The following is a 21,391-nucleotide window of genomic DNA, read 5'->3' as shown; positions in this document are numbered from 1 at the left end:
ACGGCCAGCGTCCAACCGATGATGTCGATCATTCGACACTCCTATCGGCGATAGCAGCGATCAATTGATCGTGGGTTTCCTTGGAAAGAACCTCCTCGCCGCGACCGGTCGCATCGTGATAAATCAAGATGTCATCGTAGACAGCCTTGAGCGCCTGCCGCATCATCTCCCCATCCACCGCCGTTGCCTTAACTGGCGGGGAGGATTGGAGGGCGGACCTGATCCGGGCTTCGAAGTCGGCCTGCGCTGCGGCTTTGGCAGCTAGACGGTTAGCGGCCTCCGCCCAACGCGAGCCGTTTGCCCACAGAAACCATCCGTCGCTGCTGCACACATACTTTCCGAACGGCGTCTGCGCATTGATCGTGCCGATGGCCGTGCTGTCGTCGGTATCATCACCTTCGCGCCACTCAAGCGCCTTCACCCCCACCGGCACTTCGGGAAGGGCGGCGAGGGCCTTGGAAAAGGCCTCGGCTATGCAGACGACGAGATCGTTCGGGATAGGCGTACCGTCGATCCGCTTGAACCATTTGGCATTGTGCGGCTTTGCGGCCCAGGCATCGAACCCGGCCTGTGCGGTTTTCAGGCTCTCCACGAAATTCATTTCATTTCCTCGTAATCGAGATAGTAGCCCTTGCCGCAGATGGCACAGCGGTAGCGCTCGCCCTCCATGCCGCCGCCGACCTCCTTCATGTTTGGGCAATCGAGGGAGGTTGGCCGCTCAATCCCGCAGGGGAGCGCCTTCGCTGCCACAGGCAACGCCGATCCGACTGGCTTCGTGGCTTGCTTGGCCCGGATCTTCTCAACCATTGTCCAGATGCGCGCTAATTCGGTTTCGCCGGCCTCGTGCATGTCGATTTCGTGAGCGAGGCAGTAGGCGGCCAGTGTGATCATGACCCCGCCGGCTTCCTGGAACGGTTCGCCCGGTTCGCGCCCCCACACATAGTCGCGTAAGGCCAGCACGCGCGCCGGGTCGTAGCCGCCCGATTGGAGCAGTTCGAAGACCTCTTCGACGAGCCTATCTCCGCGCTCGACGCGGTCCGCACTGATCTCCGGACCGAAACATTCCATCATCCACGGCTGAACCCGCGCCTGAAGGCTCTCGCCGTTGGCGTATGGCACGATAACCCACGCATCCTCGTCGCCGGCATGAACGGCTTCAGCATCTTCGCGCCGGGCGTAGCGCGTGGCCTTGTCCCGGTCCTCAGTCCATTCGGGACCGAGATCAGTCCAGCAGCGCCAGCGCGTCTCTCCGGCGCTTCCTACGATCCAGCCATGCGCCTCGCTCATGACGCCCTCCGCACGGTGTAGGGGCCATCGGTCTGGGCACGCCACCAGCCGCGGAAATTATCCGTGTCGGCAGGCTCGCAGACCATAAGCAGGCTCGGCGCTAGCGGTCCGCCGAAATGAAGCAACTCCAGATAGATGTCCGCGCCGTCAGCTATGGCCTGGCGCTGGCTATCGGTGAGACCGAACCGGGAGATGGCGCTCGTCCCCCTGCGACCCGGCAAGGTGCGGAGCGGTCGATATTGCGGCTGGTCCTTCGCGTATACGGTCTCGAATTGCTCAAGGCCGGGAATGACGGGGCCGTGGAACGGGTCCAGGATGTCGAAGGCGGTGCGTTTCTCCCTCGTCGGCGCCGCAAGCATCGAGCGAAGCGCGGCGATCGAGCTCTCGGCATCGGTATGCAGGATGAATTTGCCGCCCGCGTCCTCCCATAGACCCCGGTATTTCGGCCAGTCGTCGATCAGGATATCGCCCGGCCGGCAATAGTCGCGCTTGTCCTTCGACATGCAGGTGATCATCGGAACGCCGGGGAAATGCTCCGCGGCCCATGCGATCTTCTGCGCCTCGGCCCAGCCGCCCTGCGGGCAACCGGTGAGGATAATCGGCCGAAGATGGGCGACAGACTCGTAGAGCTGGCGGGCGTCCGGCATCAGCGGCAGGTGACGGTAAAAGTCCTTCGCTTCCTCCCGGATATTCCGCCAGAACGTGGAGGTGCCGTTGTGCTCTTCGAAAACGCGCGGCGGATGGCCGAACTGCGCTTCAAAGGCGGTGTCGAAATCGGCCAGAACGCCGTCGCAGTCGAGGAAAAGCTGTATCTTGGGTGTCTCAGTCATGGATGCGTCCAGCGGTGTTGGAGGTTTATGGTGGGAAGCGCGACGACATTGCCGCCGCGCTCGCTGATCGATCAGCGATTGCCGTCGATCTTCTCGAGTTCCTTGAGGATGTCCTCGCGCGACATGGTCTGAAGCGCCTGTTCATCCTTCGAGGCGAGGGCATCGACCAGCTTGCGGCGCTGTTCGGAACGGACCGCCGCCGACTTCGCATCCTCGGCCGCCTTCACCTTCACCGCGATGATGTGCTTGACGATGTCGAGCTTGGTCTCAAGGTCGCCTTTGCGAGGATCGGGCTTGACGGCCACGAAGGATTCCTCGGTCACGCTCTTGAGCTCGACGTTGATGCCGCGTGCGATGGTGTCGAGATCAGCCTTCACGTCGCGCGTCGGCGACGAGATGATCAGAGGCAGGTCCCAAAGCTGCTCAGCCGTGAGATCGCCCTTCACGGACGGAAAGCGGAATTTCTTGCGGGACGCGATTTCAAAAATGCTCATTACCAGTTTCTCCGTTGGTTTGATCAGAAGGTGATGTGGAAAGCATTGTGGAGGCGCTCGCCCTTGACCACGACGGTCGCTTCGTCGTGACGGGTCGATGAGAAGCCGACGCCTGACAGCTGGTCGGGCACGGACGGGGCCTTGGACCTGGCGCCCAGTACTTCGAAGACCTTCCGGTGATGGTCGAGCGAGCCTTTCAAGAACTCGTTGTAGATGCCGCGCGCCGGCTGTGGGTTGATGCAGTCCTTCAGGATGAAGAACCAGTGCTTGTTGCCGATCTCCTGGCCGTCCCAATGGTTGGGGCTCGCCATCAGCGTGTTGACCGGAACCAGCGTCTCGGTCTTGACGCCCCACTTTTCCTGCGATTGTGACCCGGCTACGAGGTCAGGAGAGGCGACGATGTCGACGCGCTCGCCGCCGCCGCTCACCTTCAAAACCAGCGCCCCAACGTCGCCGCGCGCCGGAACCGCCTTCGGATAGGCATATTGCAGGATCCTGCCGGCATACTCGACCTCGAGTTCGAAGCCGACATCGACAGTTTCGCGCTTGGTGAAGTTGTTGACCCAGACCCGATATTCGCCGTCGGCAAGACGGCCAACCCAGCAGACATTCTCGACGGCATCGCGCACGGCGTTGCTGACGTTCATGTCCACGTCGAGCTTGCCGCTTTTGTTGGCATAGAAAATGTGGTTGCCGGTCGGTTCCAGCACATGAAGGTCGAGATCGTCCGTATTGAACCATCCGAGCGAGACGCGTAGGCGAGCGTTCACATTGCCGCCGGCTCGCTTGACGCGCTGCTTTATGGAATCTGCAGCATCGCCATCGTAGGACCAGGCGAAGCAGTTATCCCATTTGAACAGGTTGCCGGCGTCTGCGTGGACAGGCGCGGTCAGGCTCATGAAGTTGGCAAGGTGCTTCGCTTCCAGCTTCAGGTCGATGCTCGAAGCCTGCGGAACGATGCGCGAAAGGAAATCGTCCATCGAAATGAGCTCGGCGCCCCTGATGTCGATCGGCTGCGGCTTGACGCTCTCCATGAGCAAACCAGCCAAGCCGTCCCTCATCTTGCCCTTCACCGAATTGTCGACGAACAGAACATTGTTGACCGACACGTCGGAAAGACGGGCGAGGCGGCGCTCGACCGCAGTCTCAAGGCCGAGGTCCTTCAGCGAGGCGAGCGCGGCATCGATCATCTTCGGGGTGATCAAGGCGGTCGGCCGCTTGTAATTCATCGGCGCCACCTTGGTTTCGAAGGACCGCACGGCGCGGTCGAGATCCTCGCCGGCCGACAGGTCGACAACAAGCGTGCCAATCACAGTGTTACGGAACAGGGCGGAGCGGTTGCCGATATTGCTCCAAAGGAAGATATCCTTGGCCGCCTGAGCGCCGCCGCGAGGATATGCCTGATGCAGGTCGCGAAACTCGGTGACGGCGCGCTTGAATTCAGCACCGCGGTAGAGCCCATTCTCGTTGATCAGGTCGAGAACGGTTTCGATCGCATCCGCGGTCAATTCCTCAAGGCCACGGCGGAACACGCCAACGGCCGTAGTGACCTCGCCGCGCGCAGCTTCGGGCGTGTTCGACCAGTTGCGCCCGGGCACATCACAGAAGAAATGGTGCCATTTCCGGGGCGCGTTCGCGCCGTCCTTCATTTCAAGCGTGTGCTGCGCGCCGAACTTGCCTTCCTTGGTGCGGAAAATGCTCGTGATCGGCAGTGATCGAACGTGCTGATCGAGCGCCTGTGCGACGACATCGTATGGCGCAGGAAGATCGGCCACATCCCAGACCGTGGAAATGCTGCCGCCCTTCAGCGACACGACATGCCCGATATTGCGAATGAAGTTCTTGCAGCACGAGCAATCATGCTCGGTGCGCGCGCGAAAAATCGGATTGGTGCCGGCGGGGAACGCGGCAAGGTAGACGTCGAAGAGGTCGGCGCCGTCGACGACATAGAGTTCGTCGGTGCCCATGGCGCGAAAGCGCCCTTCAATCGCCTTGGCGAATATGTGGAATTCGTCGTTCATATTGCTTGTTTCCTGTGGTTGAAATCTTCCGGCCGGCGGCGCAGCAAGTAGCCGATGCCGGCCTCTGACAGGATGGGGGCGCCGGCGGCGCGCAGCTGGCCGATGTAGCGATAAATCGTTCGTTCGCAGACGCCGACGCGGCTGGCCAACTTGTCGGCGGTCGTGACCTCATGGTCACTCAGCGCGGCAAGGACCTCGTCTTTCTTGGCTTCGCGGAGGCTGGCCATCAGTACGGCCTCCCGTCGTCGGTGAAGAATTCCTCCCTGTCGTCATCCGCACCGTCGGGCCGATCAGGCGGCGCGATGTAGCGCTGCGCGGGCACATACGGCCGGTTGATGCGCATGACGCTGGCTTCGTCGGTGAGCGTGAAGCTGAACAGGGACGCACCGCCGTACCAATGCGTGGTCCAGGATTCGACGCCGCCGACCTCTGCCGGCTTGCCCTCAGCCTGAATTATCGCGATCGACGGGACGTCGATGCGCAGCATCTTGGCGCCGAAGCGTTCTTCCTCGCGCGCCCGACCGGCATGACGGCGATGGCCGAATATCTCGACGATCGCCCATTCGAAGCCGTCGTCGAGCGGCTCAGTCTCAGTAGCGGTTTCCATCGTTACCTCGCGTCTTTGCGGATGGGATTTCAATGAACATGGCCTTCGGCGGCAGGCTCTTGGTGAGAGCCGCGCGGGGTTCTTTCGGGCGGGAGGGGATTTTCACCTTCGACCGCATTTTCATGCCGTTGGCGCGGTCGTATTGCCGCTTGGCCTTGGCGATCTTCGCGACATCCTTGTTCGTCTTGCCGCCCTTGCCGCGGTGGCAGCAGCCTTTGCCGAGCAACTGGCCTTCGGCGATCGTGATTTTCTTCTGCTTGTCGACCTCTGGGCGAAGCGCCTCAGGAATGATGTGATCGATCTCGAAATCGCCCAGCTTCAGGGCCAGGCGACATTTCTCGCACCGGATCACGCCGTCGATCTTGGCGCGCTCGACGATCTGCTCTCGCTGGTTTCGGGTGAACTCGCGGCGCGACATCAGAGCAACCCTTCGAGGTATCGCCGCGCCGCAGCAGCCCGCAGTTCACCCTTCAAAACCTTGTTTGCCGTGTCCGTGCAGGCTTTGACGAAATCCAGATGGGTCGGGAGCGAGAGCTTCCAGGCATCTTTCGCGAACACGATGGTGCCCTGACGATCCTTGGCATTCGGAAGGGTAGGGTCGGTCGCGGCGTGCAGGAACTTATCGATGCACTCGAGCTTCTTGGCGCGCAGATCGTAGGCCGGCGCCGCGGCATCACCATGATCCGCTTCAATGGCGCCGGCCTCCTGGTCCGCCGCTTCAGCGGGTTCGATAGGGGCGGCAGCGACGTCGGGGGTGTTGGGACGGGGGGCATCGCCGTCGCTGCCTTCCGACGTGGTGGCGCCGGATTGGGGTTCTTGTTCGCCAAGCTCAACGCCATGCTCGGCGCCGAACTTGTAGATGAGCTCGATCAGGTCCGACATTTCCTCTTTCGAAAGATCCGATGAGGACGTGCTCAGATTGACGAAGCCGGTGTTGTCGATGTTGGGAACGATCCGAAGTTCTTCGTTCTTGGCGCGGCGGAGCGCATCAAGGAACTGCAGTTTCCAGTCATCGGGCGTCAGATGTCGGCCGTGCCACTTCAGCGACACGGAGATCTTGGTCAGCAACACCCACATGAGCGAGTTCTGGTCGTCCGTCCGCTTCGGCGCCTTGAACTCGACGCGCGTTCCATGCTTTAGCGACCAAGCCCAATCAGCGGCCTTGCGGCGCTGGAATTCGGTATCCAATACGATGAGCGCGCGCGACATGATCAGCCCGCCATCGCCAAGAGTTCGCCAGGCTCGACTGATTCCGGCTCGTACTTAGAGCGGAGGCGATGAACCGTCAGACGAAGCTCATTGAGGAAGTCTGTGACGTCGGCCTCAAGCGAGGCAATCATCGCGTCATCGCGCAGCACTCGCTTGATGAAGGTGCTCATCGTCGCCGGCATACGAGGGTCGAAGGAAACGAAGTCGCACCAGGCCCGCCCGGTGCAGGCAAGTTGCCACTGGATTTGCGTGACGTACTTGCCGGCTACGGAGCCCGCCAGGAGCGTTTCGATGTGGGTTGCGGTGTTTGGGCACTTGATCTCGACAAGCCCGTCAGCGCCCACGTATCCGTCGGGGCTGGCCCCTGTATCTGCGATCGAGCGGTGCGGCACGAAACTTGCCGGCTCGACCGTGTTGTTCGTGAAGAACTCATAGGTCTTGCGCGCCTCCGGCTCCATGTCGGTGCCCCACTGCATCGCTGCATTGGTGAAGCTCTCGGCCACATTTCCAGTCAGGCGCTCGGCAACGAGCTGTGCCATGTAGTTGGCGCGGCTGGCTCCCCATCCGGTCTTGGTGCGGGCGATGACATCGGCAACGCGCGATGCCGTCACCTTGCCGCAGCGCTCCGCGAACCATTCAATGCTGCCTTGCTCGATCATCACGCCACCCGACGCTTCTTGGCCTCGAGCGACTTGATCACCCGCTCATATTGCGACGCGGCAAGCTCGGGGACGGAATCGACCCTCATCAGTTCACAGAACTTCGGAATGTCGGTGCCAGTCTCCTCGCACAGATCACGAATGGTCTTCGCCTGCTCGGCAGTGATAGGGCCGTCGTCTTCGGCATCACCGGAGCGGCGGGCGTCGTCATCCTCGGCCGCGGCAAGTCCAAGCGCTGCCTTCAGCGTCATCCGTTGCAGATAGGTCAACGTCGATCCGACTTGCTGCAGGGCGTTCTTCTTGCCGCTTTCATCGCGCGGACCGACAAGCGTGTTCTCCTCGAAATAGCCCATGCGGTGCGAGACGATGCACGTCACGCTGATCGGCTCATTCGCGGCAGAGCTTGTGCGGAAGCGATAGGACAGGCCGTGTTTGCCCAGGATCGGGTTCACCGTGCGGGCGATCTCGGCCAGGTCCTCGTGCCGGTAATGCGTCCTGCCGGCGCTCGACGTGAAATCGACCGTGCGGTTTTTGCTGATGACCGGGATCTCGGCTTTAGCCGCCGACATGGCTTCGTCAAACGCCTTGCGGGCCTGCGACGCCTCCCAGCGCTCTTGAAGCGCTAGAAGCCGTTCCAGCGTCTCCGGCGTGGCATTGCTGGACAGCGCCCGGTCGATCATGTCCATGGGCGTGACGGAACCCGGTGCCTGTCGTGCCGCCATCGCCCGCCCGGTCTGCTCGACAACTGCCGTGGTGACCTGGCCGATGGACTGTATGCCGTCGGTGTCCGCGTCGATGGTTTTCGTGGTCGTGTTCATGCTGCGTCCTTTCGTGTGGCAAGAGCTAACTCACGCTCGCGGAGAAGCCGGCGAAGTTCGGTCGGGATTGATGAGGCAAGTAGGATCTCGATGGCGGCCATCTGCTCGTGACGGTCGGGCTGCCAGAGTTCGCGGCTCGGCACGTCCGCCAGCGCAGTTGCCTGCTCGTACATGTCCGTGATGTGGTCAGAAGGGAATGCCATCGTCTTCGACCTTGGCCGTGTCTTGGTTTTTCGGTTTGGCTAGTTTCACCGTCTCAGGCGGCTTGATTGGGCTGATGACCGCATCGACGGCAGCAAGGACGATGAAAGCTTGCCCTGGGTTCTTCCGGCTAAGGCGTTCGGCCTCGGCACGCGCCGCTGCCTTTGACCCGTGCTTATAGATTGGGCCACCGCGAGACTGGCACCACACCATCCAGAATTTCGTGATCGGTTCTTCCATCACACTCCCCTCAGCCCTGCGATCTGGCGATCGATCCGCGCCTTGCGGGTCACGGCGTCCATGTGCGCCGGGGCGTAGTCGAGAAGGTCGCGCTCGGCTTCGAGCCTGGCGATTGCGCGCGCCTTTGCGGCCGGCGTCATCTCAAGCAGCGAGGCGATGTTCTGCTGGCTGCGCGCTTCGGCTTCTGCCTGCATTTCCCGATGCATCCGCACATGGTCTGCACAGGCGATCAGCGCGCCGTTGAAATTCCAGTGCTGCGACATGAAGCCGATCCAGGCGATGAAGCCCTTGGGCGCCCTGGTGATGGTGCGAGAGGTAGGCAGGCCATCGACGGAGACGACTTCCCATCCGTCATCGATCTGTATCCAGGCGGCGCCGATGTCATCGTTGGCGAGGTGATGCGCGGTCATGGCTGGGTGCCTTCGGCTTTGGCGGCATCGGCAGCGCGCCACTGCTCAAGCTCGTGCTCAGCTTCACGCAGAAGCCGTCGCGCCTCTGGAAGGTCTCGGTGCTCCATCGCGTAGTATTTCTTGACGAGCAGTTCCAACTGCGCTTCGAGATCAGCAATGCGCGCGTCGGTGATTAGATCGCGATGGGCCTCAACGATCTTGCGGCGCAGCTCGACCGGAGTGGATTCGTGAAGCCGCGACGAGTGGTTGAACCACGGCTGGAAGTCGCGCCCGTCGTAATAGGCCTCTGGCCTCAACGCGAGTTTCCGGCGCGCCTCGCGCTCGTTGCCGGCCAGGATAGCCTCGATGCAAGCCGACGCTGTTGACGAAACATGATCCGCAAGCCACTGCGCCATGTTCTTCTTGATATCGTAGAACACGACCTCGCTGATCTCGTCGGCGATCTGGCGAGCCTGCTTCTCAAGCTTCTTCATGTCAGCATCGGCCATCACGACATCCAGCGCCTCACGGATGCTGTCGCGGGTGTCTCGAATGATATCGGTTGTCGCGGTAGCTTCGCTCATCGTGTCGTCCTCACCGTGCGGTGCTGTTAGGATGTGGCTTTGGCGAGGTCTGCGCAGGCCTTCTGCCAGTCGCGCTCCGTCCGCTCTTTGTCGGCAAGGATGCTGGCAGGACACCACGAATTGCGGCCATACTCCCAAGCGGCGCGCAGCATCGCCTGTATCTCGGGGGCAGCGCTGGCTGGCGCCTCGCGACACGCAGGATAGAAGCCGTCACAGTTGCAATAGCGCTCCGGATGCTTCTCGCAGGGCTTGAAAACTTGCGGTTCCATTCGGTCACTCTCCCGCATGCGGTGGTTGTTGGGTGGGGTGGAGGGCGGCGCGACGGGCGCATTCCCTCGCGCCTTGATGCGGAAGGGCGGACGTTCGCCGGTATCGCGTGGGACGATTGGAGCCGTACAGATCGCGTTTCGCCATGATCCGCTCGCGGTGGCTCATGAATGCGAACTTGGCCGGTAGCTTGAAAAATGCGTCGCTGTTCATTCTACTCTCCTTGCTGACCATCGGCCCGAGGGCGATGCGTGGGGTGATGGGGTCAATGCTTTCCATCGCCGTCGCTCTTGCGCTCGACGCGGGCGTTCCAGGCGTCAGCCGCCTCGTCCTCGCTGTACCTAGCTGGCCCGTCGGCGTGGCATGTTTCGCAGACCACGAAATAGATGCTGACGAACAAGCTCACGTGGGTTTTGCGTGAACCGCAGAAGGGGCAAGGATTGAGGTGCTTTGGCATCGGGCTCGTCTCGCTTTCTTGAGACATACCCTAATACGGAAAAAAACGCAGCGCAAGCGGAAAAGCGGAAAAATACGAAAATAGGTTTTGAGAATGCGGAAAACTACGCTACAAGTTGCGCACTGCGAAACGCAACAAGGCTCTCCGAATGTCCCAGGATTTTACCAAGGTCTCGCCAGCGGTTTGGCGCTCACGGCGCTTCATCGCGCTCGATGACGCAGGCAAAATCCTCTACCTGTATTTCCTGACATGCGAGCATCAGAACAGCACAGGATGTTTTCGGTTGCCGGACGCTTATGCCAGTTCGGACCTCGGGTGGCCTGTGGAAAAATATCGGGAGAACAGGACCGCTCTTGTCGCGGCCGATCTCGTCGCGATCGATGAGCAGGATTCGATCGTCTACGTCTGCCGATGGTTCAAGCATTGCCCGCCGACGAACGCGAACCACGCCAAGGGCATCATGAAGCAGATATCGAAAATCGATAGCGACATCTTGAGGGAGAGGGTTGAGGTGGAGTTCGCCCAGGCTGATGCTGAGCGGGCGCAACGCGAGCAAATGTCCGCAATGAGTAGGCGTCCGATGAACGGTTTTCCCGCCTCTCGGGCATAGACCCTATCGAGAGGGTATCGAAAGGGTATGCAAACCCTATCGAAACAACAAGAACAAGAACTAGATTAAGAACTAGAACAAGAGACAGAACGAGATTCAGAACCAGATCGAGATTGAGAACCAGATGCGCTCGATCGCGCTTTTCAGAATTTCAGGGGGTTGTAGACGCTGAGCACAATGCCGCGGACAAACACCTCAAGCCCCTCATGGCCGTTCAACGATATCGCCTTGTAGACAGGATTCGAGCTGCGCGGGATGAGTTTGATCCCGCCATTTTCAAAAGCCACTTCCTTTAGCGTCGTCTCTGATTTTCCGTGCTCCATGCTTTCGACGTGGGCGATCATTCCAGCTTTCAACTGAAGTCCGCTCTCTCCAAAGTCGACGCAGATCACAAAGGATCCGTCCGGCGCCTCTTGGTCCATGCTGTCGCCTGAGACTGCAAGGGCATATTGGCGGGCGTATGGGAATCGGTGATCGCGCGCGACGGGTATCACCCCCTGGTCGTCGTGCTCGAGCATGTAAGTTTCGATCCAAGCTCCAGCCCTTATCGTTCCGACAACAGGCATAGCTGGCAAATCATTTCTGATTGGCAGTTCGCCGGTGGTTAACGTTTTGCTGACTGGCCCAATCTTCTGGGTGATCTTCATGAGGTCGTCAGCCTTCAGGCTGCGCTTCCTGCCAACCAGGTAATCGCGGATGTAGTCCTTGTCACGGCCGATGGCGAGCGCCAGCGCGGCCGGCGTTGTTCCCGCCTGCTCGATAGCCTCCGCGAGCATTTCCGGACTGATGCTTACCATGTACGGAATTTACCTTTTACGTAGAATTGGCGCTATGCGTAAAAATTCGCTTGCGAAGTGCGTAGAAATCCGTATCTTGCAGGCATGGAACAAGAGCTTCGCAACCGACTTTTCGAAACCGCTGAACGGCTGACGGCTCTCACTGGGCTGTCCGAGATGGCAATCGGCCAGAAGGCGATCAACGACAACACGTTCTTCAAGCGCGTCCGCGACAACGGCGCCGGCTTTACCGTGAAGACGTTCGATCGGCTCATGGGCTGGATGGAACAGGCGCTCGCCGAGGCTGAGGCCGAAAAGTCGCGCGAGGATGCAGCGTGAGCAAGCGGCAAGACAAGCGCATGAAGCGCAATGCCGCCAAAGCGCCGCGCTGGGTGCGCGACATCGCAGCAGCGAAGTTTGATCCGGACGGCAAGCGCAAACATCGCGAGGCAAAACTCGGCACGTTCGGCGCAGCCTCCGATGTCCGTCACATCGATCCTCGCGAATACGACGGCGGCGCAGCATGAGTGCGCTCTGGTCCACCGACATCAAATCCGCCCCTCACGGCCGCTACGAGATCAAGCAGCGCCGTGAAGGTGTCGACATACGGGTCTTCGTTCCCGAACGCGTCATCCTGACAACGAAGTGCGGGAAGGTGACGATCTCGCACTACCAGCCGGAAGTGAAGCGGTGGGACATGCTGGCCGACGGCGAATTGCCGGTCGCGTGGATGCCCTACGAGCCCGGGCAGAAGCTTCCCGACTATCCCCATTCGTTGCTTTCGGCGCCGGGGGCAATGAATAGCCCGGCGAGGACGACCTCCTCCCCGTCCTCGTCGGGCACCAATCACGCCGACACCATAACCATGATCCACCAGGATATCAGGACATGAGCTACGTCCTCGCCTACATCGCCATTTCATCGCTGTTCACCATCTTCATCACGGCGCCTGCCTGTGGGATCGGGAGCCGGTCATGACTGCCCCGCTCGTCGCCATCATCATCCTGCTCGACATTGCGGCACTCCTGGCCGTTGCTCTCTACGCAATCGAGCGCCGGAACAAGGCCATCCGGGTCCAGGAAAACGCGCGCGATCAAGGGCTGTACGAGTGAGCCCGATCATCATCCCGACCCAAGACGGTACTTGGCTTGCGCGCTGCCCGCGCACCGGAGCGCATGCGACCGGATCGACGCGGGAAGATGCCGCGCGGCGGCTGGCGGAGGCGAGGGGCAGATGATGGCGACGCCGAATTATTCGCTGAGCGCAAAGGATCGGCTCTGGCGGGTGCTGGAGGCGCATGAGGGGCATTGGACGACCGTCGAGGACTTGATGTTCGAAGCGGGTTTCGTGCCCATTCAGAGCAACCCGCTCACGCCTTACACGTCGTTTTACTTCAACCTCTGCCAAATCGAGGATGCAGCGCAATCAGGCGGATATCAGATCGGTCGGCAAGGCGGATATGTTGCTATGTGCCGAAAGGCGGTCGCATGACCTACCTCGCCGTCATCGCCTCATTCGCGCTGGGCATGGCCCTAGAGCGGGCCAGATCGCGCTATCGCGTCTCGAAGCGAAAGGCCCAGGCGGACGAGCTTCGCTTCCTTCTCGCCTTCACCATTCCGCACTCCGTTGAAGACGCTGCGCGTCGGTCGGGGTGCTGATGCAAAAACGTCGTCATCATTTGCCGGCCGCGGTCGGCCAAGATTTCGAAAAAGGTCAAGTTGCGCGCTCGTCTGTCCCTGGAAGTTCAAGCGATCGCGCATCTTTTTCCTCTTTCATTCCGGCTTTTGATTTTTCGCCGATCTACCCGGTCGGCTTAGTCGCTCACTCTGACGGACACAGAGTACGCGAAGGAAAACAGTCATGTCCGACACGAGACGGGTTAGGTTCGACCCAAGACGGGGCATTAGTGCCATGAGTACGGCAGCATCGGAGGCCTTCGGCTTCCTCAACAGACTGACCCAGCGCCAGTATCGAGGCTGGGGAGACACGGCAACGGCGGCTCGAGATCGGGCCGCTAGGGATGCAGGCATCACGCCGGCGCAGGCCGAGCGTGTCTGGAAACGGTGGCAACGGATGGCGAGCGTCGACGGCGACGTCTACCGCGCGCTCCGCAACAGGTACGAGGAACTTTGCCTGGCCAACGAACAAGCAGCCGCCGCGTACCGCGCGGAACGGCTCCAACTGAAAGCGGAACGATATGCGGTGGTTGAAGGGAAGGCTCGCCAGAGCCTGGGAGAGGGTGCTGCTCGCGATTGAGCGGCTGCGGCGCAGGGGACGAGGGAAATGAGGGCGGGCACCACATTCGACAGGCTAAAATCCTGCATCATCGATGAAATCCAAGGCGATCCGGCGAAGGTCACGCCCGAGGCTTCGCTCATCGACGACCTTGGCTGCGACAGTCTCGACCTGATCAGCATCGTCATGTCGATTGAGCGGGAGTTCGGCATCGAGATCATGGATGCGGAGGCTGAGACCGTGCTGACAGTCGGCGAGGCGGTGAAGCTGGTCGAGCGAAAGATGGCAACATGAGAACGCTCGCTGCTCTCCTGCTCACCACTGTAGCCGCCGCGGCGCATCAGGCGCCGACGGGATGGCAATACCCCTTCGCTTGCTGCGCCAATTTTGATTGTGAGGAAGTCCCCGACGCCTCGATCATCGAAGGCGCCCGCGGCTACGAAATCCGCAAGACGGGCGAGATCATCCCCATGAGCGACAAACGCGTGCGGCAGTCGCCGGATGGCAGGTTCCATCTCTGCGCGCATCAAGCCGGATTGGATGCAGGCAAGACGATCTGCCTGTTCGTGCCACCGAGGGAATTTTAATGCCGAGGCTGAAGGTCCTCGACCTTTTCAGCGCTGCTGCTGGCGGTTGGTCGCTAGGCATGCATCGGGCCGGTTTCCAGACGATCGCCGCATGCGAGGTGGTTGATTGGCGTCGCGCACTCTACGCCCAAAACAATCCAGGGGTGATGATCTACGATGATGTTTGCACCCTCACAGCAGATCGAATTGTTTCCGACATCGGATGTCTTCCCGACATCGTTGTCGGAAGTCCGCCATGCCAGGACATCAGTTCAGCCAACACCAAAGGCAAAGGCGTCGACGGCGAGAAATCCAGCCTCTATTTCGAAGCAGTCAGAATTATCGGAGAGGTACGCCCTCGTTGGTTTGCTCTTGAGAACAGCGATCGCGTCCGAATTAGAGGATATGACCGGATCGCGGCAGCGTTGGAAGCATTCAACTACCAGTGCTGGCCGCTCGTGGTGGGCGTTGGAAATGCCGGCGGTTCCCATCAGCGCAAACGATCCTGGGTCATTGGCTTGGACGCCGACGCCTCGTTCTCACAAGGGCGGGTTGCCAGACAGCCACGGATGGACGCCGACGCCGACAGCGCAAAACAGCAAATCGGGGGGGCTGGACCTCGGCGGGGGCGGCTCTGGGGCTCGGAAGCGGGTCGAGGAATTGGCGATCCTGTGGGCCCCAACACCAACGGCAACGAACTACGGGTCGAACATAGCTCTGGGGCCGGATGGGAAGCGGACGGGAAAGAAGAGATCGTCGCTGGGCTCGCTCGCGTCTTCCGTGGGCCTGTCGGGTCGGCAGACCTTGGCAGCCATCTACGAGCATATGATGGGCTTCCCGGTGGGCTGGCTGAGCAATGCCGCGAGTCTTACGGAGATGCCGTCAGCCCCCAAATCACGGAAGCGATCGGCCGCGCAATCTTGAAAACAGAAGCGGCGATGGCCGCGGTCTGCACAGCCTGAATTTTCAACGAGGAGGCAAGAGCATGGCAAAGAAGGCACAACAGGAAGCGCAGGCACCCGAGACGCAAGCGCAGACAGGCCATAACAGCGGCGAACTGACGCCGGCGGAGAAGTCAGCACTCCGCATGCATCACATTCGTCAGCTTCTCGGCATTGCCGATCGGCTGAAACCGATCATGGAGGAGCGCAAGAAGGCGAGGGCATTAGCCAAGGCCGACGGGTTCAAGCTTTCCGAGATCGACGCCGGCATTCGCCTGGCAACCATGGATGACCAGAACATCTTCGTCGAGGAGATCAAGGAACTGATCGAAATCGCGAAGGCGTTCAATGCTCTACCGCCAGGCGAGCAGGGTGATCTGTTCCCCGACCGCCGGCCGGTCGACGAGCGCGCCTTCGACGAAGGCAAGGTCGCTGGTCTGGCGGGGAAAGACCCTTCACCGCCATACGGCGCCGACAGCGAGCAGGGCCAGAAATGGATGGCAGGGTGGCACGAAGGTCAGCGCATCATGCGCGAAGACCTGTTGTCGGCGATGGAGAAGCGGAACGCTGCACGCGACGAACTGATCAAGGGTGCCGAGCCGGAAGATCCCGACTTCGAAAACGAGGAAGACAAGAAGGCGGCCGCCTGACCGATGCACGTCCTGACCATCGATCCATCGACCAGTTGCGGCTGGTGTTTCCAGAGGGATGGGGAAACCTCCATCCTTTTCGGAACGTGGAAGCTTGGCGAGGGCTTAAGCCCCGGCCGCTATTTCCTGAACCTCTACAAGCGCATCAGCGACTTTCGTAAGGAACAGGGGATCGAAGAAGACGACCTTCAGATCGTCATCGAAAACAATTCCCTGAACGCGGTCGGCAGCGCCGAGACCAAGCATCTGGCGGAATCCTGGGTCGGGATCATCGAAATCTATTGCGAGGCGAAAGGTCTTCGCCCGCCGGTCGCTGTCGGTGTCAATTCTTGGCGATCGGCCTTCATCGGTCGCTCCATGGCGCCGAAGGAAGTGACCGACAAGACCGAGCGTCGGAAGTGGATCAAGGCCGAGACCATGCGCGCCTGCAAGCAGCGCAATCTCAACGTCACCGACGACAATCAGGCCGACGCCATCGGGATCATGTTCTGGTTCCTGCATGACGGCCATCACGTCCAGGAACAGCGCCGCGCCAATCGCAAAGCCAAATCCAAGGCCAAGCGCGCGCAGATGAAGCTTTTCAGGAATGCAGCATGAGCGAACCTGATTACCAGGCGTTCAACCGGGAATGGCAGCGCGACGGCAGGCGCGAGGCGCCGAACAATGTCGAGCTCGAGCAATTGTTTCTTGGGGCTCTGTTCCTGAACAACGAGGTCATGCACTTGGCCGAGTTTCTGACCGCGGCACATTTCTATGAACCCTTGCACAAGCGGATATTCGAGACAGCATCCGAGCTCATCCGAATGGGCAAGCCGGCAAACCCGGTCACCGTCAAGACCTTCCTCCCGGCCAGCGAAAAGCTTGGCGACATGACGGTCGGGCAGTATCTGGTGGGCCTGATCAATGAGGCGGCCAGCGTGGTGATGGCACCCGACTATGCGAGGACCATCGTAGACCTCGCGACACGCCGGTCGTTGATCAGCATCGGCGAGACCATGATCCAGACCGCTTATGACGCGCCGGTCGAGACGGCTCCCGAGGCGATCGGCGACAAGGCAATCGAACAGATCGCGGAAGCCTGCACCAGCAACCAGGAAACGCTTGGCGCCGTCAGTTTCGGAGCGGCGCTGACATCGGCCATAGACCTCGCCAATGCAGCCTATGCGTCTGATGGAGTGAAGAAGGGTGGCATAGGCTATCGAGTGAAGCCGCTGGAGCGCCTGATCGGGCCGCTGTTCGGCGGGCAGCTCATCATTCTCGGCGGCGCCACCAAGCAGGGCAAGAGTGCTCTGGTAGGGCAGATCGCCATCGGCGCGGCCCTGGAGGGCTTCCCGGTCGATTTCTACTCCGGGGAAATGACGGCCGAGGAACTGGCCATGCGCGAAATATCCAGGCGCATCGGCGTCCCGGTTCGAAAGCAGAAGCGCGGCGAACTGACCGAGGCGCAATTCGAGCAGATGATCGAGGTCCAGCGCTCGCTCAAGGATACCCCGATCATCATCCAAAATCGCCGGCTGACCCTGCCGCAACTCAAGGACCGATGGCGGCGCATGGTGAGAAAGCGCGGGAAGTCCGTCCTGATCCTCGACCACATCGGGCTGCTCGATCGCGACAGGCTCACCCAGAAGATGAGCGCATGGGAGTTCGGCGAGGAGGTCACCCGGGAATTGAAGGCGACGGCCCGGGATCTTGATTGCCCGGTCATTGCCTGTGGTCAGTTGAAGAAGAACACCTTTGCGGCTGACCTCAAAGGCCCGCTCACGGAAAAGGTGCTCAACCAGATCATCCAGCGCAAGCCGCGGTATGCCGATCTGATAGGAGCTGTTGAGCGTGATGCCGATCATGTGGTGATCCCGTTCCGGCCTGAAGTCTTCCTTCTCGAGCAAGAGCCGACGCCAGGCAGCGACCTCTACGGCGTCTGGGAGTGCAAGGTGAACGAATGGCGCGGCAAGGCGCAGCTTGTGCTTGCCCTGTCCCGTGAAATGCACTGGCCGGCTCACGTCAACGTTGGCTGGGACGGTGCCAGCACGACATTCTTTGAGATCGGAGGGGCAGGCGAGATGGATTCCTTGCCTGACCGGTTCGCCGAAAATCCGATGAGGCTGTTCTGATGAAAACTCGAAACGGTCTCCACTGCCCCCGCTGCCAATCGACAACACTGCGCATCATGGACACCCGCAAGGTTGATCACACCATCAGGCGCAAGCGTGAGTGTCATCACTGCGGGGCTCAGTTCTACACGACAGAGGCCGTGCAGACAGGGAAGAAGGAGGTTGCGGCATGAACGATTTCCTCCCGGACTATCGCGCAGTTCCAACATCGAAAGGCTGGCGGCCGTCGGTCTGCCGCTTTGTCGGAGAGCGCGAGAAGCTGGTGCCGTATCCAGGCGGACCCCGATATTTTGCGACCAAGGACGAAGCAGTCGCCGCGGCCAAGGAATATATGCGGCAATCGCTCAACCCCCCGATCCGCGCTGAGAAATCCGAAGCCGACACTCTCGGCCGGGCGCAATGGCATATCGAGCGCGCCCAACGCGCGGCCGAGCAGCAGGAGCAAGCGCTGGGCGGCATCATCGTGAAGGGCAGGGCAGTGAAGATCGAGCGCATAAAGGCGAGGGTCTGATGTTCCACGTTGGGCAAAAGGTCGTTTGCGTCGGCGACTATACAAGCGCGGCATCGTCGTGGTGGGCGCAAAATTTGTGTCTGGAAATGCCCGTAAAAGGCAACGTGTACACCATCCGCCGCAACGTCCACAGACCAAGCAAGGATGCAGAGTACGGTGTGCTCCTCGTCGAAATCGTCAACATGCCGACCACCTTGGATAATGAGAATCAGGGAGGCTACGTGGTCAAAGACGGCAGGGAACGCGTGGACGAGATGGCGTTCGACAGCCGCGACTTTCGACCCCTCATAACGATCGAAAAGTTCCAGGCTGTTGAGAAAAAGGAGTCCGCGTAATGTTCGTCGCAGTTGCCACCCGTACCATGCAGGGCGCCGCACGCAGAGCCAAGGAGCGCGAGCAAGGCGCGCCGGCCATCATGGAGCCGCCGCCGCAACGCCGCGCGCTGGCGGCCTCGCCTGTGGCAAGCAACGTGGTCCGCTTCCGTAGGCCGACCATCGTCCACGAGACATCCTGGCGGATGCCACCATCAGACCAGTTCAGCCGGGCCAAGCATCTGGCGTTCCTGGCATCGCTCCACATCGCCACAACCACACCGGCGGCAGTCCTGATCAGCCGTGTTGCGGCCTGGCACGGCTTTACGGCGGATGAGATGATCGCGTCGCACGGCCCGCGCATCCGGATCGAGGCGCGCATCGACTGCATCATTGCCGTGAAGGAGGCCTATCCCATCCTATCTCTGTTCCGGCTGGGCCAGATATTCGGCGGCCGAGACCACGCCACGATCCTGCACTATTTGCGGAAGCGAGGGCTGAAATGAGTTTTCTCATCATTCCGCTCTTTGTCGGCCAGATCAACGTCAAGTGGGCGAAGGATGCGCTGTTTTCCGAGCGTGAAGGACTCGTGCCGGCCATGCGCATTGGCTGCGTGCTGTTCACATGGAGAATGTGGAAAGCATGATCGATCCGCGCGTCCAAGCCCTCTGCAGCGAGTTCGGGATCGAGGTGATCCCAGCCAATCGCTATCCAGACATCGGGCAGACGCGCGCCGTGGCATCGATCCAGCGCATCATCGAACGGTTCGGCGAGCACCATGCGCGCGCCGTCATGCGGACTCTTGCGGAAACTGCTAACAATAAGACCTTACTTGACGAATCCGGACTATGGGCTGCCTCTGACCTGTTGCGGGCCTATGCTCGCATCTATCAGGAGCGGCCAACGGACTGGTTTGAGGTCTGGGACGCGGCACCGGTGGGTGAGCTGCAGTTTGTAGCCCAGCAATTGCGCGGCTTCGTCAAGATCAGGCCGGCACTGGCCGGCATGGTGCAGGAGCGGCTATATAAGCGTTTCGGGAAATGGGCGGATCAGCCTGATTTGCTGGATGATCGCCGCATAGTAGGATATGGCGCATGAGACTTTGCACAATCGAAGCGTGCGGCAATCGCCACCATATCAGAGGCTACTGCATCGCCCATTACGCGAGATGGAAACGGCACGGCGATCCTTTGGCCGGTCGCGTGGCCGATGGCGTAATTGAGGCCTATTACCAGTCGGTGGTGAAGACGTGGGACAACCCCACTGACTGCCTGATTTGGCCCTACCTTCGCTATCCGTCTGGCTATGCCCGAATGTGGCACGATGGCAAATCATGCGTAGTCCACAGCCGTTTGTGCGAGGAGACGCACGGCCCAGCGCCAACACCCAAGCATGAGACGGCGCATGGGTGCGGAAAAGGGTTTGACGCCTGTGTAAATCGCCATCATTTGCGCTGGGCAACCCGCAAGGAAAATTGTCACGACAAGATCGCTCACGGCACGGCCCAGCGCGGCGAGCGCATCGGGACTTCGAAGCTGACCGAGGATCAAGTGCGCCGAATCCGATCTCTGCGAGGCGTCATGAAGCAGGCAGACGTCGGCGATATGTTCAGCGTGAGCCAATATGCAGTTTGGGCGATACAATCAGGAAAGGCTTGGGCATGGCTGAAATGACGGACGTTGGAACGATAGCGGAGAAGTTCATCCGCGCCGCCGAGATCGAGCGCGCCAGCCACGAGCATGTCGGGCCGGCACCCCTCCGCGCGCAACAGCTCGCCTATGTCCATACCTATTCCGACAAGCTTGGGTGGCGCAAAGAGGTCGGCGACAAGCTCGACCCCAAGGCCGACCCCCTGGCAGACGAACGCAAAGCCTTCTGGGAGCGCATCGGCATCATGCCGACGGCGCAGGAGCTATCCGAACTCGAGGCGCTGCATGAATGGCTGATTTCGGTTGGCAACGATAGCGAGCGCCGTGCACTCCTCGCATGGGCTCGATCCAAGGTCGGGGGCAAATCATTTCGGCGCTGGTGCTTCAAGGTCGAGGGCATCCATCCCAACACCGGCCGCGCAAGAAAAGATCGCGCTTTGGCGCAAATTTCGGCCATTCTGGTTCGCAACGCATCGCAGCATAGCGGATCGGCCCAAATCAGGCTGTTGCAAGACCACCCTCAAATCAGCGATGTTTCCGATATAACGGGCGATGACATTGGCGAGCGGGATTGCCTCAATTCCTGGATTGCCGACGGCGCCTTCGCCAAAATACTTTCCTCCGAACACGACGACTTTAGCTGGGCGCAGAAGCGGAACCAACTCCGCCGCCAGCGGGAGCAGCAGCGCAGGAAGCAGCAGGTGGCAGCATGAGCGCCACTGAAGTCTGCCGCCGCTGCGGGAAGCCAATTGGCTGGAAGGTCGACGGCATAGACTGCGACGGTGGTGAAGAATACGTCACTGATGGGTATTTTCAGGATCAAGGCATTGCGCTGCCGCGCCTCTGGTTCCACCACCAGTGCGAAGACCAGAAGCCGCTCAAACGCCATTTGCTGCCATGGGTCTCAATCCTTGCGCAGCGCAGGAAGCAGGCGGCGTGATGGGGCGTGAACACAAACAAGGGCTGAC

The 21,391-nt window shown here is 60.6% G+C and carries 41 protein-coding genes; 23 read left to right on the top strand and 18 right to left on the bottom strand.

Annotated features, from left to right (window positions below; genetic code table 11):
• Window positions 1-28: 28 nt before the first annotated feature.
• From AC0YKC_RS23845 to AC0YKC_RS23765, 17 genes are all read right to left on the bottom strand, one after another.
• Window positions 29-601: a hypothetical protein gene (locus AC0YKC_RS23845; RefSeq protein WP_488512839.1), complete on the bottom strand. Its 573-nt coding sequence runs from the start codon at window positions 599-601 to the stop codon at window positions 29-31.
• Window positions 598-1,287 carry a hypothetical protein gene (locus AC0YKC_RS23840; RefSeq protein ID WP_488512838.1) on the bottom strand — a complete coding sequence of 230 codons (690 nt, stop codon included), beginning with the start codon at window positions 1,285-1,287 and terminating at the stop codon, window positions 598-600. Before AC0YKC_RS23840 ends, AC0YKC_RS23845 begins: the two co-directional genes overlap by 4 nt.
• Window positions 1,284-2,117: a 5' nucleotidase, NT5C type gene (locus tag AC0YKC_RS23835; RefSeq protein ID WP_488512837.1), complete on the bottom strand. Its 834-nt coding sequence runs from the start codon at window positions 2,115-2,117 to the stop codon at window positions 1,284-1,286. Before AC0YKC_RS23835 ends, AC0YKC_RS23840 begins: the two co-directional genes overlap by 4 nt.
• A gap of 71 nt (window positions 2,118-2,188) precedes the next feature.
• Window positions 2,189-2,611 carry a hypothetical protein gene (locus AC0YKC_RS23830; RefSeq protein ID WP_488512836.1) on the bottom strand — a complete coding sequence of 141 codons (423 nt, stop codon included), beginning with the start codon at window positions 2,609-2,611 and terminating at the stop codon, window positions 2,189-2,191.
• Between the two features lie 23 nt (window positions 2,612-2,634).
• Window positions 2,635-4,632: a DUF2135 domain-containing protein gene (locus AC0YKC_RS23825; RefSeq protein WP_488512835.1), complete on the bottom strand. Its 1,998-nt coding sequence runs from the start codon at window positions 4,630-4,632 to the stop codon at window positions 2,635-2,637.
• Window positions 4,629-4,859, bottom strand: a complete 231-nt coding sequence (locus AC0YKC_RS23820; protein WP_488512834.1) for an HTH domain-containing protein — start codon at window positions 4,857-4,859, stop codon at window positions 4,629-4,631. Before AC0YKC_RS23820 ends, AC0YKC_RS23825 begins: the two co-directional genes overlap by 4 nt.
• On the bottom strand, window positions 4,859-5,239 hold the full coding sequence (locus AC0YKC_RS23815) for a hypothetical protein (protein ID WP_488512833.1): 381 nt from the start codon (window positions 5,237-5,239) through the stop codon (window positions 4,859-4,861). Before AC0YKC_RS23815 ends, AC0YKC_RS23820 begins: the two co-directional genes overlap by 1 nt.
• The gene (locus AC0YKC_RS23810) at window positions 5,223-5,657 is read right to left on the bottom strand and encodes an HNH endonuclease (protein ID WP_488512832.1); all 435 of its coding nucleotides are present in this window, start codon (window positions 5,655-5,657) and stop codon (window positions 5,223-5,225) included. Before AC0YKC_RS23810 ends, AC0YKC_RS23815 begins: the two co-directional genes overlap by 17 nt.
• Complete coding sequence (locus tag AC0YKC_RS23805) at window positions 5,657-6,448, bottom strand: recombination protein NinB (RefSeq protein WP_488512831.1); 792 nt, start codon at window positions 6,446-6,448, stop codon at window positions 5,657-5,659. Before AC0YKC_RS23805 ends, AC0YKC_RS23810 begins: the two co-directional genes overlap by 1 nt.
• A 2-nt stretch (window positions 6,449-6,450) precedes the next feature.
• Entirely contained in the window at window positions 6,451-7,107 is a 657-nt protein-coding gene (locus tag AC0YKC_RS23800) for a lambda exonuclease family protein (RefSeq protein ID WP_488512830.1), read from the bottom strand.
• Entirely contained in the window at window positions 7,107-7,925 is an 819-nt protein-coding gene (locus AC0YKC_RS23795; RefSeq protein WP_488512829.1) for an ERF family protein, read from the bottom strand. The genes AC0YKC_RS23800 and AC0YKC_RS23795 overlap by 1 nt, the downstream gene beginning before the upstream one ends.
• A gap of 186 nt (window positions 7,926-8,111) precedes the next feature.
• Window positions 8,112-8,366, bottom strand: coding sequence for a hypothetical protein (locus tag AC0YKC_RS23790; RefSeq protein ID WP_488512828.1), 255 nt, complete (start codon window positions 8,364-8,366; stop codon window positions 8,112-8,114).
• On the bottom strand, window positions 8,366-8,776 hold the full coding sequence (locus tag AC0YKC_RS23785) for a hypothetical protein (protein ID WP_488512827.1): 411 nt from the start codon (window positions 8,774-8,776) through the stop codon (window positions 8,366-8,368). The genes AC0YKC_RS23790 and AC0YKC_RS23785 overlap by 1 nt, the downstream gene beginning before the upstream one ends.
• Window positions 8,773-9,339: a hypothetical protein gene (locus AC0YKC_RS23780; RefSeq protein ID WP_488512826.1), complete on the bottom strand. Its 567-nt coding sequence runs from the start codon at window positions 9,337-9,339 to the stop codon at window positions 8,773-8,775. Before AC0YKC_RS23780 ends, AC0YKC_RS23785 begins: the two co-directional genes overlap by 4 nt.
• Window positions 9,340-9,365: 26 nt before the next feature.
• Window positions 9,366-9,608 (bottom strand): hypothetical protein, encoded by a 243-nt coding sequence (locus tag AC0YKC_RS23775; protein WP_488512825.1) that lies wholly within the window; start codon window positions 9,606-9,608, stop codon window positions 9,366-9,368.
• A gap of 4 nt (window positions 9,609-9,612) precedes the next feature.
• The gene (locus AC0YKC_RS23770) at window positions 9,613-9,819 is read right to left on the bottom strand and encodes a hypothetical protein (protein WP_488512824.1); all 207 of its coding nucleotides are present in this window, start codon (window positions 9,817-9,819) and stop codon (window positions 9,613-9,615) included.
• Window positions 9,820-9,871: 52 nt separating this feature from the next.
• Entirely contained in the window at window positions 9,872-10,063 is a 192-nt protein-coding gene (locus AC0YKC_RS23765; protein ID WP_488512823.1) for a Lar family restriction alleviation protein, read from the bottom strand.
• 148 nt (window positions 10,064-10,211) lie between these two features.
• On the opposite strand from AC0YKC_RS23765, the gene AC0YKC_RS23760 reads away from it, so the two are divergent.
• Window positions 10,212-10,673, top strand: a complete 462-nt coding sequence (locus tag AC0YKC_RS23760; protein WP_488512822.1) for a hypothetical protein — start codon at window positions 10,212-10,214, stop codon at window positions 10,671-10,673.
• 143 nt (window positions 10,674-10,816) lie between these two features.
• On the opposite strand, the gene AC0YKC_RS23755 is transcribed toward AC0YKC_RS23760, so the two are convergent.
• A complete protein-coding gene (locus tag AC0YKC_RS23755; RefSeq protein ID WP_488512821.1) occupies window positions 10,817-11,470 on the bottom strand; it encodes a LexA family protein in 654 nt (217 codons plus the stop codon).
• 156 nt (window positions 11,471-11,626) lie between these two features.
• On the opposite strand from AC0YKC_RS23755, the gene AC0YKC_RS23750 reads away from it, so the two are divergent.
• The 22 genes from AC0YKC_RS23750 (at window position 11,627) to AC0YKC_RS23645 (ending at window position 21,363) form a co-directional block, all read left to right on the top strand.
• Window positions 11,627-11,788 carry a hypothetical protein gene (locus tag AC0YKC_RS23750; protein ID WP_488512820.1) on the top strand — a complete coding sequence of 54 codons (162 nt, stop codon included), beginning with the start codon at window positions 11,627-11,629 and terminating at the stop codon, window positions 11,786-11,788.
• 20 nt (window positions 11,789-11,808) lie between these two features.
• A complete protein-coding gene (locus AC0YKC_RS23745; RefSeq protein ID WP_488512819.1) occupies window positions 11,809-11,976 on the top strand; it encodes a hypothetical protein in 168 nt (55 codons plus the stop codon).
• The gene (locus tag AC0YKC_RS23740) at window positions 11,973-12,341 is read left to right on the top strand and encodes a hypothetical protein (RefSeq protein WP_488512818.1); all 369 of its coding nucleotides are present in this window, start codon (window positions 11,973-11,975) and stop codon (window positions 12,339-12,341) included. The genes AC0YKC_RS23745 and AC0YKC_RS23740 overlap by 4 nt, the downstream gene beginning before the upstream one ends.
• A gap of 82 nt (window positions 12,342-12,423) precedes the next feature.
• Complete coding sequence (locus AC0YKC_RS23735; protein WP_488512817.1) at window positions 12,424-12,561, top strand: hypothetical protein; 138 nt, start codon at window positions 12,424-12,426, stop codon at window positions 12,559-12,561.
• 121 nt (window positions 12,562-12,682) lie between these two features.
• Window positions 12,683-12,940 carry a hypothetical protein gene (locus AC0YKC_RS23730; RefSeq protein ID WP_488512816.1) on the top strand — a complete coding sequence of 86 codons (258 nt, stop codon included), beginning with the start codon at window positions 12,683-12,685 and terminating at the stop codon, window positions 12,938-12,940.
• On the top strand, window positions 12,937-13,107 hold the full coding sequence (locus AC0YKC_RS23725) for a hypothetical protein (RefSeq protein WP_488512815.1): 171 nt from the start codon (window positions 12,937-12,939) through the stop codon (window positions 13,105-13,107). Before AC0YKC_RS23730 ends, AC0YKC_RS23725 begins: the two co-directional genes overlap by 4 nt.
• Window positions 13,108-13,360: 253 nt before the next feature.
• Window positions 13,361-13,705, top strand: a complete 345-nt coding sequence (locus tag AC0YKC_RS23720; protein ID WP_488512814.1) for a hypothetical protein — start codon at window positions 13,361-13,363, stop codon at window positions 13,703-13,705.
• Between the two features lie 27 nt (window positions 13,706-13,732).
• Window positions 13,733-13,978 (top strand): acyl carrier protein, encoded by a 246-nt coding sequence (acpP, locus tag AC0YKC_RS23715; RefSeq protein WP_488512813.1) that lies wholly within the window; start codon window positions 13,733-13,735, stop codon window positions 13,976-13,978.
• Window positions 13,975-14,271 carry a hypothetical protein gene (locus tag AC0YKC_RS23710; RefSeq protein WP_488512812.1) on the top strand — a complete coding sequence of 99 codons (297 nt, stop codon included), beginning with the start codon at window positions 13,975-13,977 and terminating at the stop codon, window positions 14,269-14,271. The genes acpP and AC0YKC_RS23710 overlap by 4 nt, the downstream gene beginning before the upstream one ends.
• Window positions 14,271-15,212, top strand: coding sequence for a DNA cytosine methyltransferase (locus AC0YKC_RS23705; RefSeq protein ID WP_488512811.1), 942 nt, complete (start codon window positions 14,271-14,273; stop codon window positions 15,210-15,212). Before AC0YKC_RS23710 ends, AC0YKC_RS23705 begins: the two co-directional genes overlap by 1 nt.
• Window positions 15,213-15,235: 23 nt before the next feature.
• Window positions 15,236-15,841, top strand: coding sequence for a ribosome modulation factor (locus AC0YKC_RS23700; RefSeq protein ID WP_488512810.1), 606 nt, complete (start codon window positions 15,236-15,238; stop codon window positions 15,839-15,841).
• A 3-nt stretch (window positions 15,842-15,844) separates the two neighbouring features.
• On the top strand, window positions 15,845-16,438 hold the full coding sequence (locus tag AC0YKC_RS23695) for a hypothetical protein (RefSeq protein WP_488512809.1): 594 nt from the start codon (window positions 15,845-15,847) through the stop codon (window positions 16,436-16,438).
• Complete coding sequence (locus AC0YKC_RS23690; protein ID WP_488512808.1) at window positions 16,435-17,952, top strand: DnaB-like helicase C-terminal domain-containing protein; 1,518 nt, start codon at window positions 16,435-16,437, stop codon at window positions 17,950-17,952. The genes AC0YKC_RS23695 and AC0YKC_RS23690 overlap by 4 nt, the downstream gene beginning before the upstream one ends.
• On the top strand, window positions 17,952-18,125 hold the full coding sequence (locus AC0YKC_RS23685; RefSeq protein WP_488512807.1) for an NrdR family transcriptional regulator: 174 nt from the start codon (window positions 17,952-17,954) through the stop codon (window positions 18,123-18,125). Before AC0YKC_RS23690 ends, AC0YKC_RS23685 begins: the two co-directional genes overlap by 1 nt.
• The gene (locus AC0YKC_RS23680; RefSeq protein ID WP_488512806.1) at window positions 18,122-18,463 is read left to right on the top strand and encodes a hypothetical protein; all 342 of its coding nucleotides are present in this window, start codon (window positions 18,122-18,124) and stop codon (window positions 18,461-18,463) included. The genes AC0YKC_RS23685 and AC0YKC_RS23680 overlap by 4 nt, the downstream gene beginning before the upstream one ends.
• The gene (locus AC0YKC_RS23675) at window positions 18,463-18,798 is read left to right on the top strand and encodes a hypothetical protein (RefSeq protein ID WP_488512805.1); all 336 of its coding nucleotides are present in this window, start codon (window positions 18,463-18,465) and stop codon (window positions 18,796-18,798) included. Before AC0YKC_RS23680 ends, AC0YKC_RS23675 begins: the two co-directional genes overlap by 1 nt.
• On the top strand, window positions 18,798-19,280 hold the full coding sequence (locus AC0YKC_RS23670; RefSeq protein ID WP_488512804.1) for a hypothetical protein: 483 nt from the start codon (window positions 18,798-18,800) through the stop codon (window positions 19,278-19,280). The genes AC0YKC_RS23675 and AC0YKC_RS23670 overlap by 1 nt, the downstream gene beginning before the upstream one ends.
• Complete coding sequence (locus AC0YKC_RS23665; protein WP_488512803.1) at window positions 19,277-19,420, top strand: hypothetical protein; 144 nt, start codon at window positions 19,277-19,279, stop codon at window positions 19,418-19,420. Before AC0YKC_RS23670 ends, AC0YKC_RS23665 begins: the two co-directional genes overlap by 4 nt.
• Window positions 19,417-19,872, top strand: coding sequence for a hypothetical protein (locus tag AC0YKC_RS23660; protein ID WP_488512802.1), 456 nt, complete (start codon window positions 19,417-19,419; stop codon window positions 19,870-19,872). Before AC0YKC_RS23665 ends, AC0YKC_RS23660 begins: the two co-directional genes overlap by 4 nt.
• Window positions 19,869-20,447 (top strand): hypothetical protein, encoded by a 579-nt coding sequence (locus AC0YKC_RS23655; protein ID WP_488512801.1) that lies wholly within the window; start codon window positions 19,869-19,871, stop codon window positions 20,445-20,447. Before AC0YKC_RS23660 ends, AC0YKC_RS23655 begins: the two co-directional genes overlap by 4 nt.
• Complete coding sequence (locus AC0YKC_RS23650; RefSeq protein ID WP_488512800.1) at window positions 20,435-21,136, top strand: hypothetical protein; 702 nt, start codon at window positions 20,435-20,437, stop codon at window positions 21,134-21,136. The genes AC0YKC_RS23655 and AC0YKC_RS23650 overlap by 13 nt, the downstream gene beginning before the upstream one ends.
• The gene (locus AC0YKC_RS23645) at window positions 21,133-21,363 is read left to right on the top strand and encodes a hypothetical protein (protein ID WP_488512799.1); all 231 of its coding nucleotides are present in this window, start codon (window positions 21,133-21,135) and stop codon (window positions 21,361-21,363) included. The genes AC0YKC_RS23650 and AC0YKC_RS23645 overlap by 4 nt, the downstream gene beginning before the upstream one ends.
• Window positions 21,364-21,391 lie beyond the last annotated feature (28 nt).

Source organism: Mesorhizobium sp. CNPSo 4661, assembly GCF_057784215.1.
Note: the sequence above shows the minus strand (reverse complement) of the source record. Positions and strands in the feature narration are given on the sequence as shown.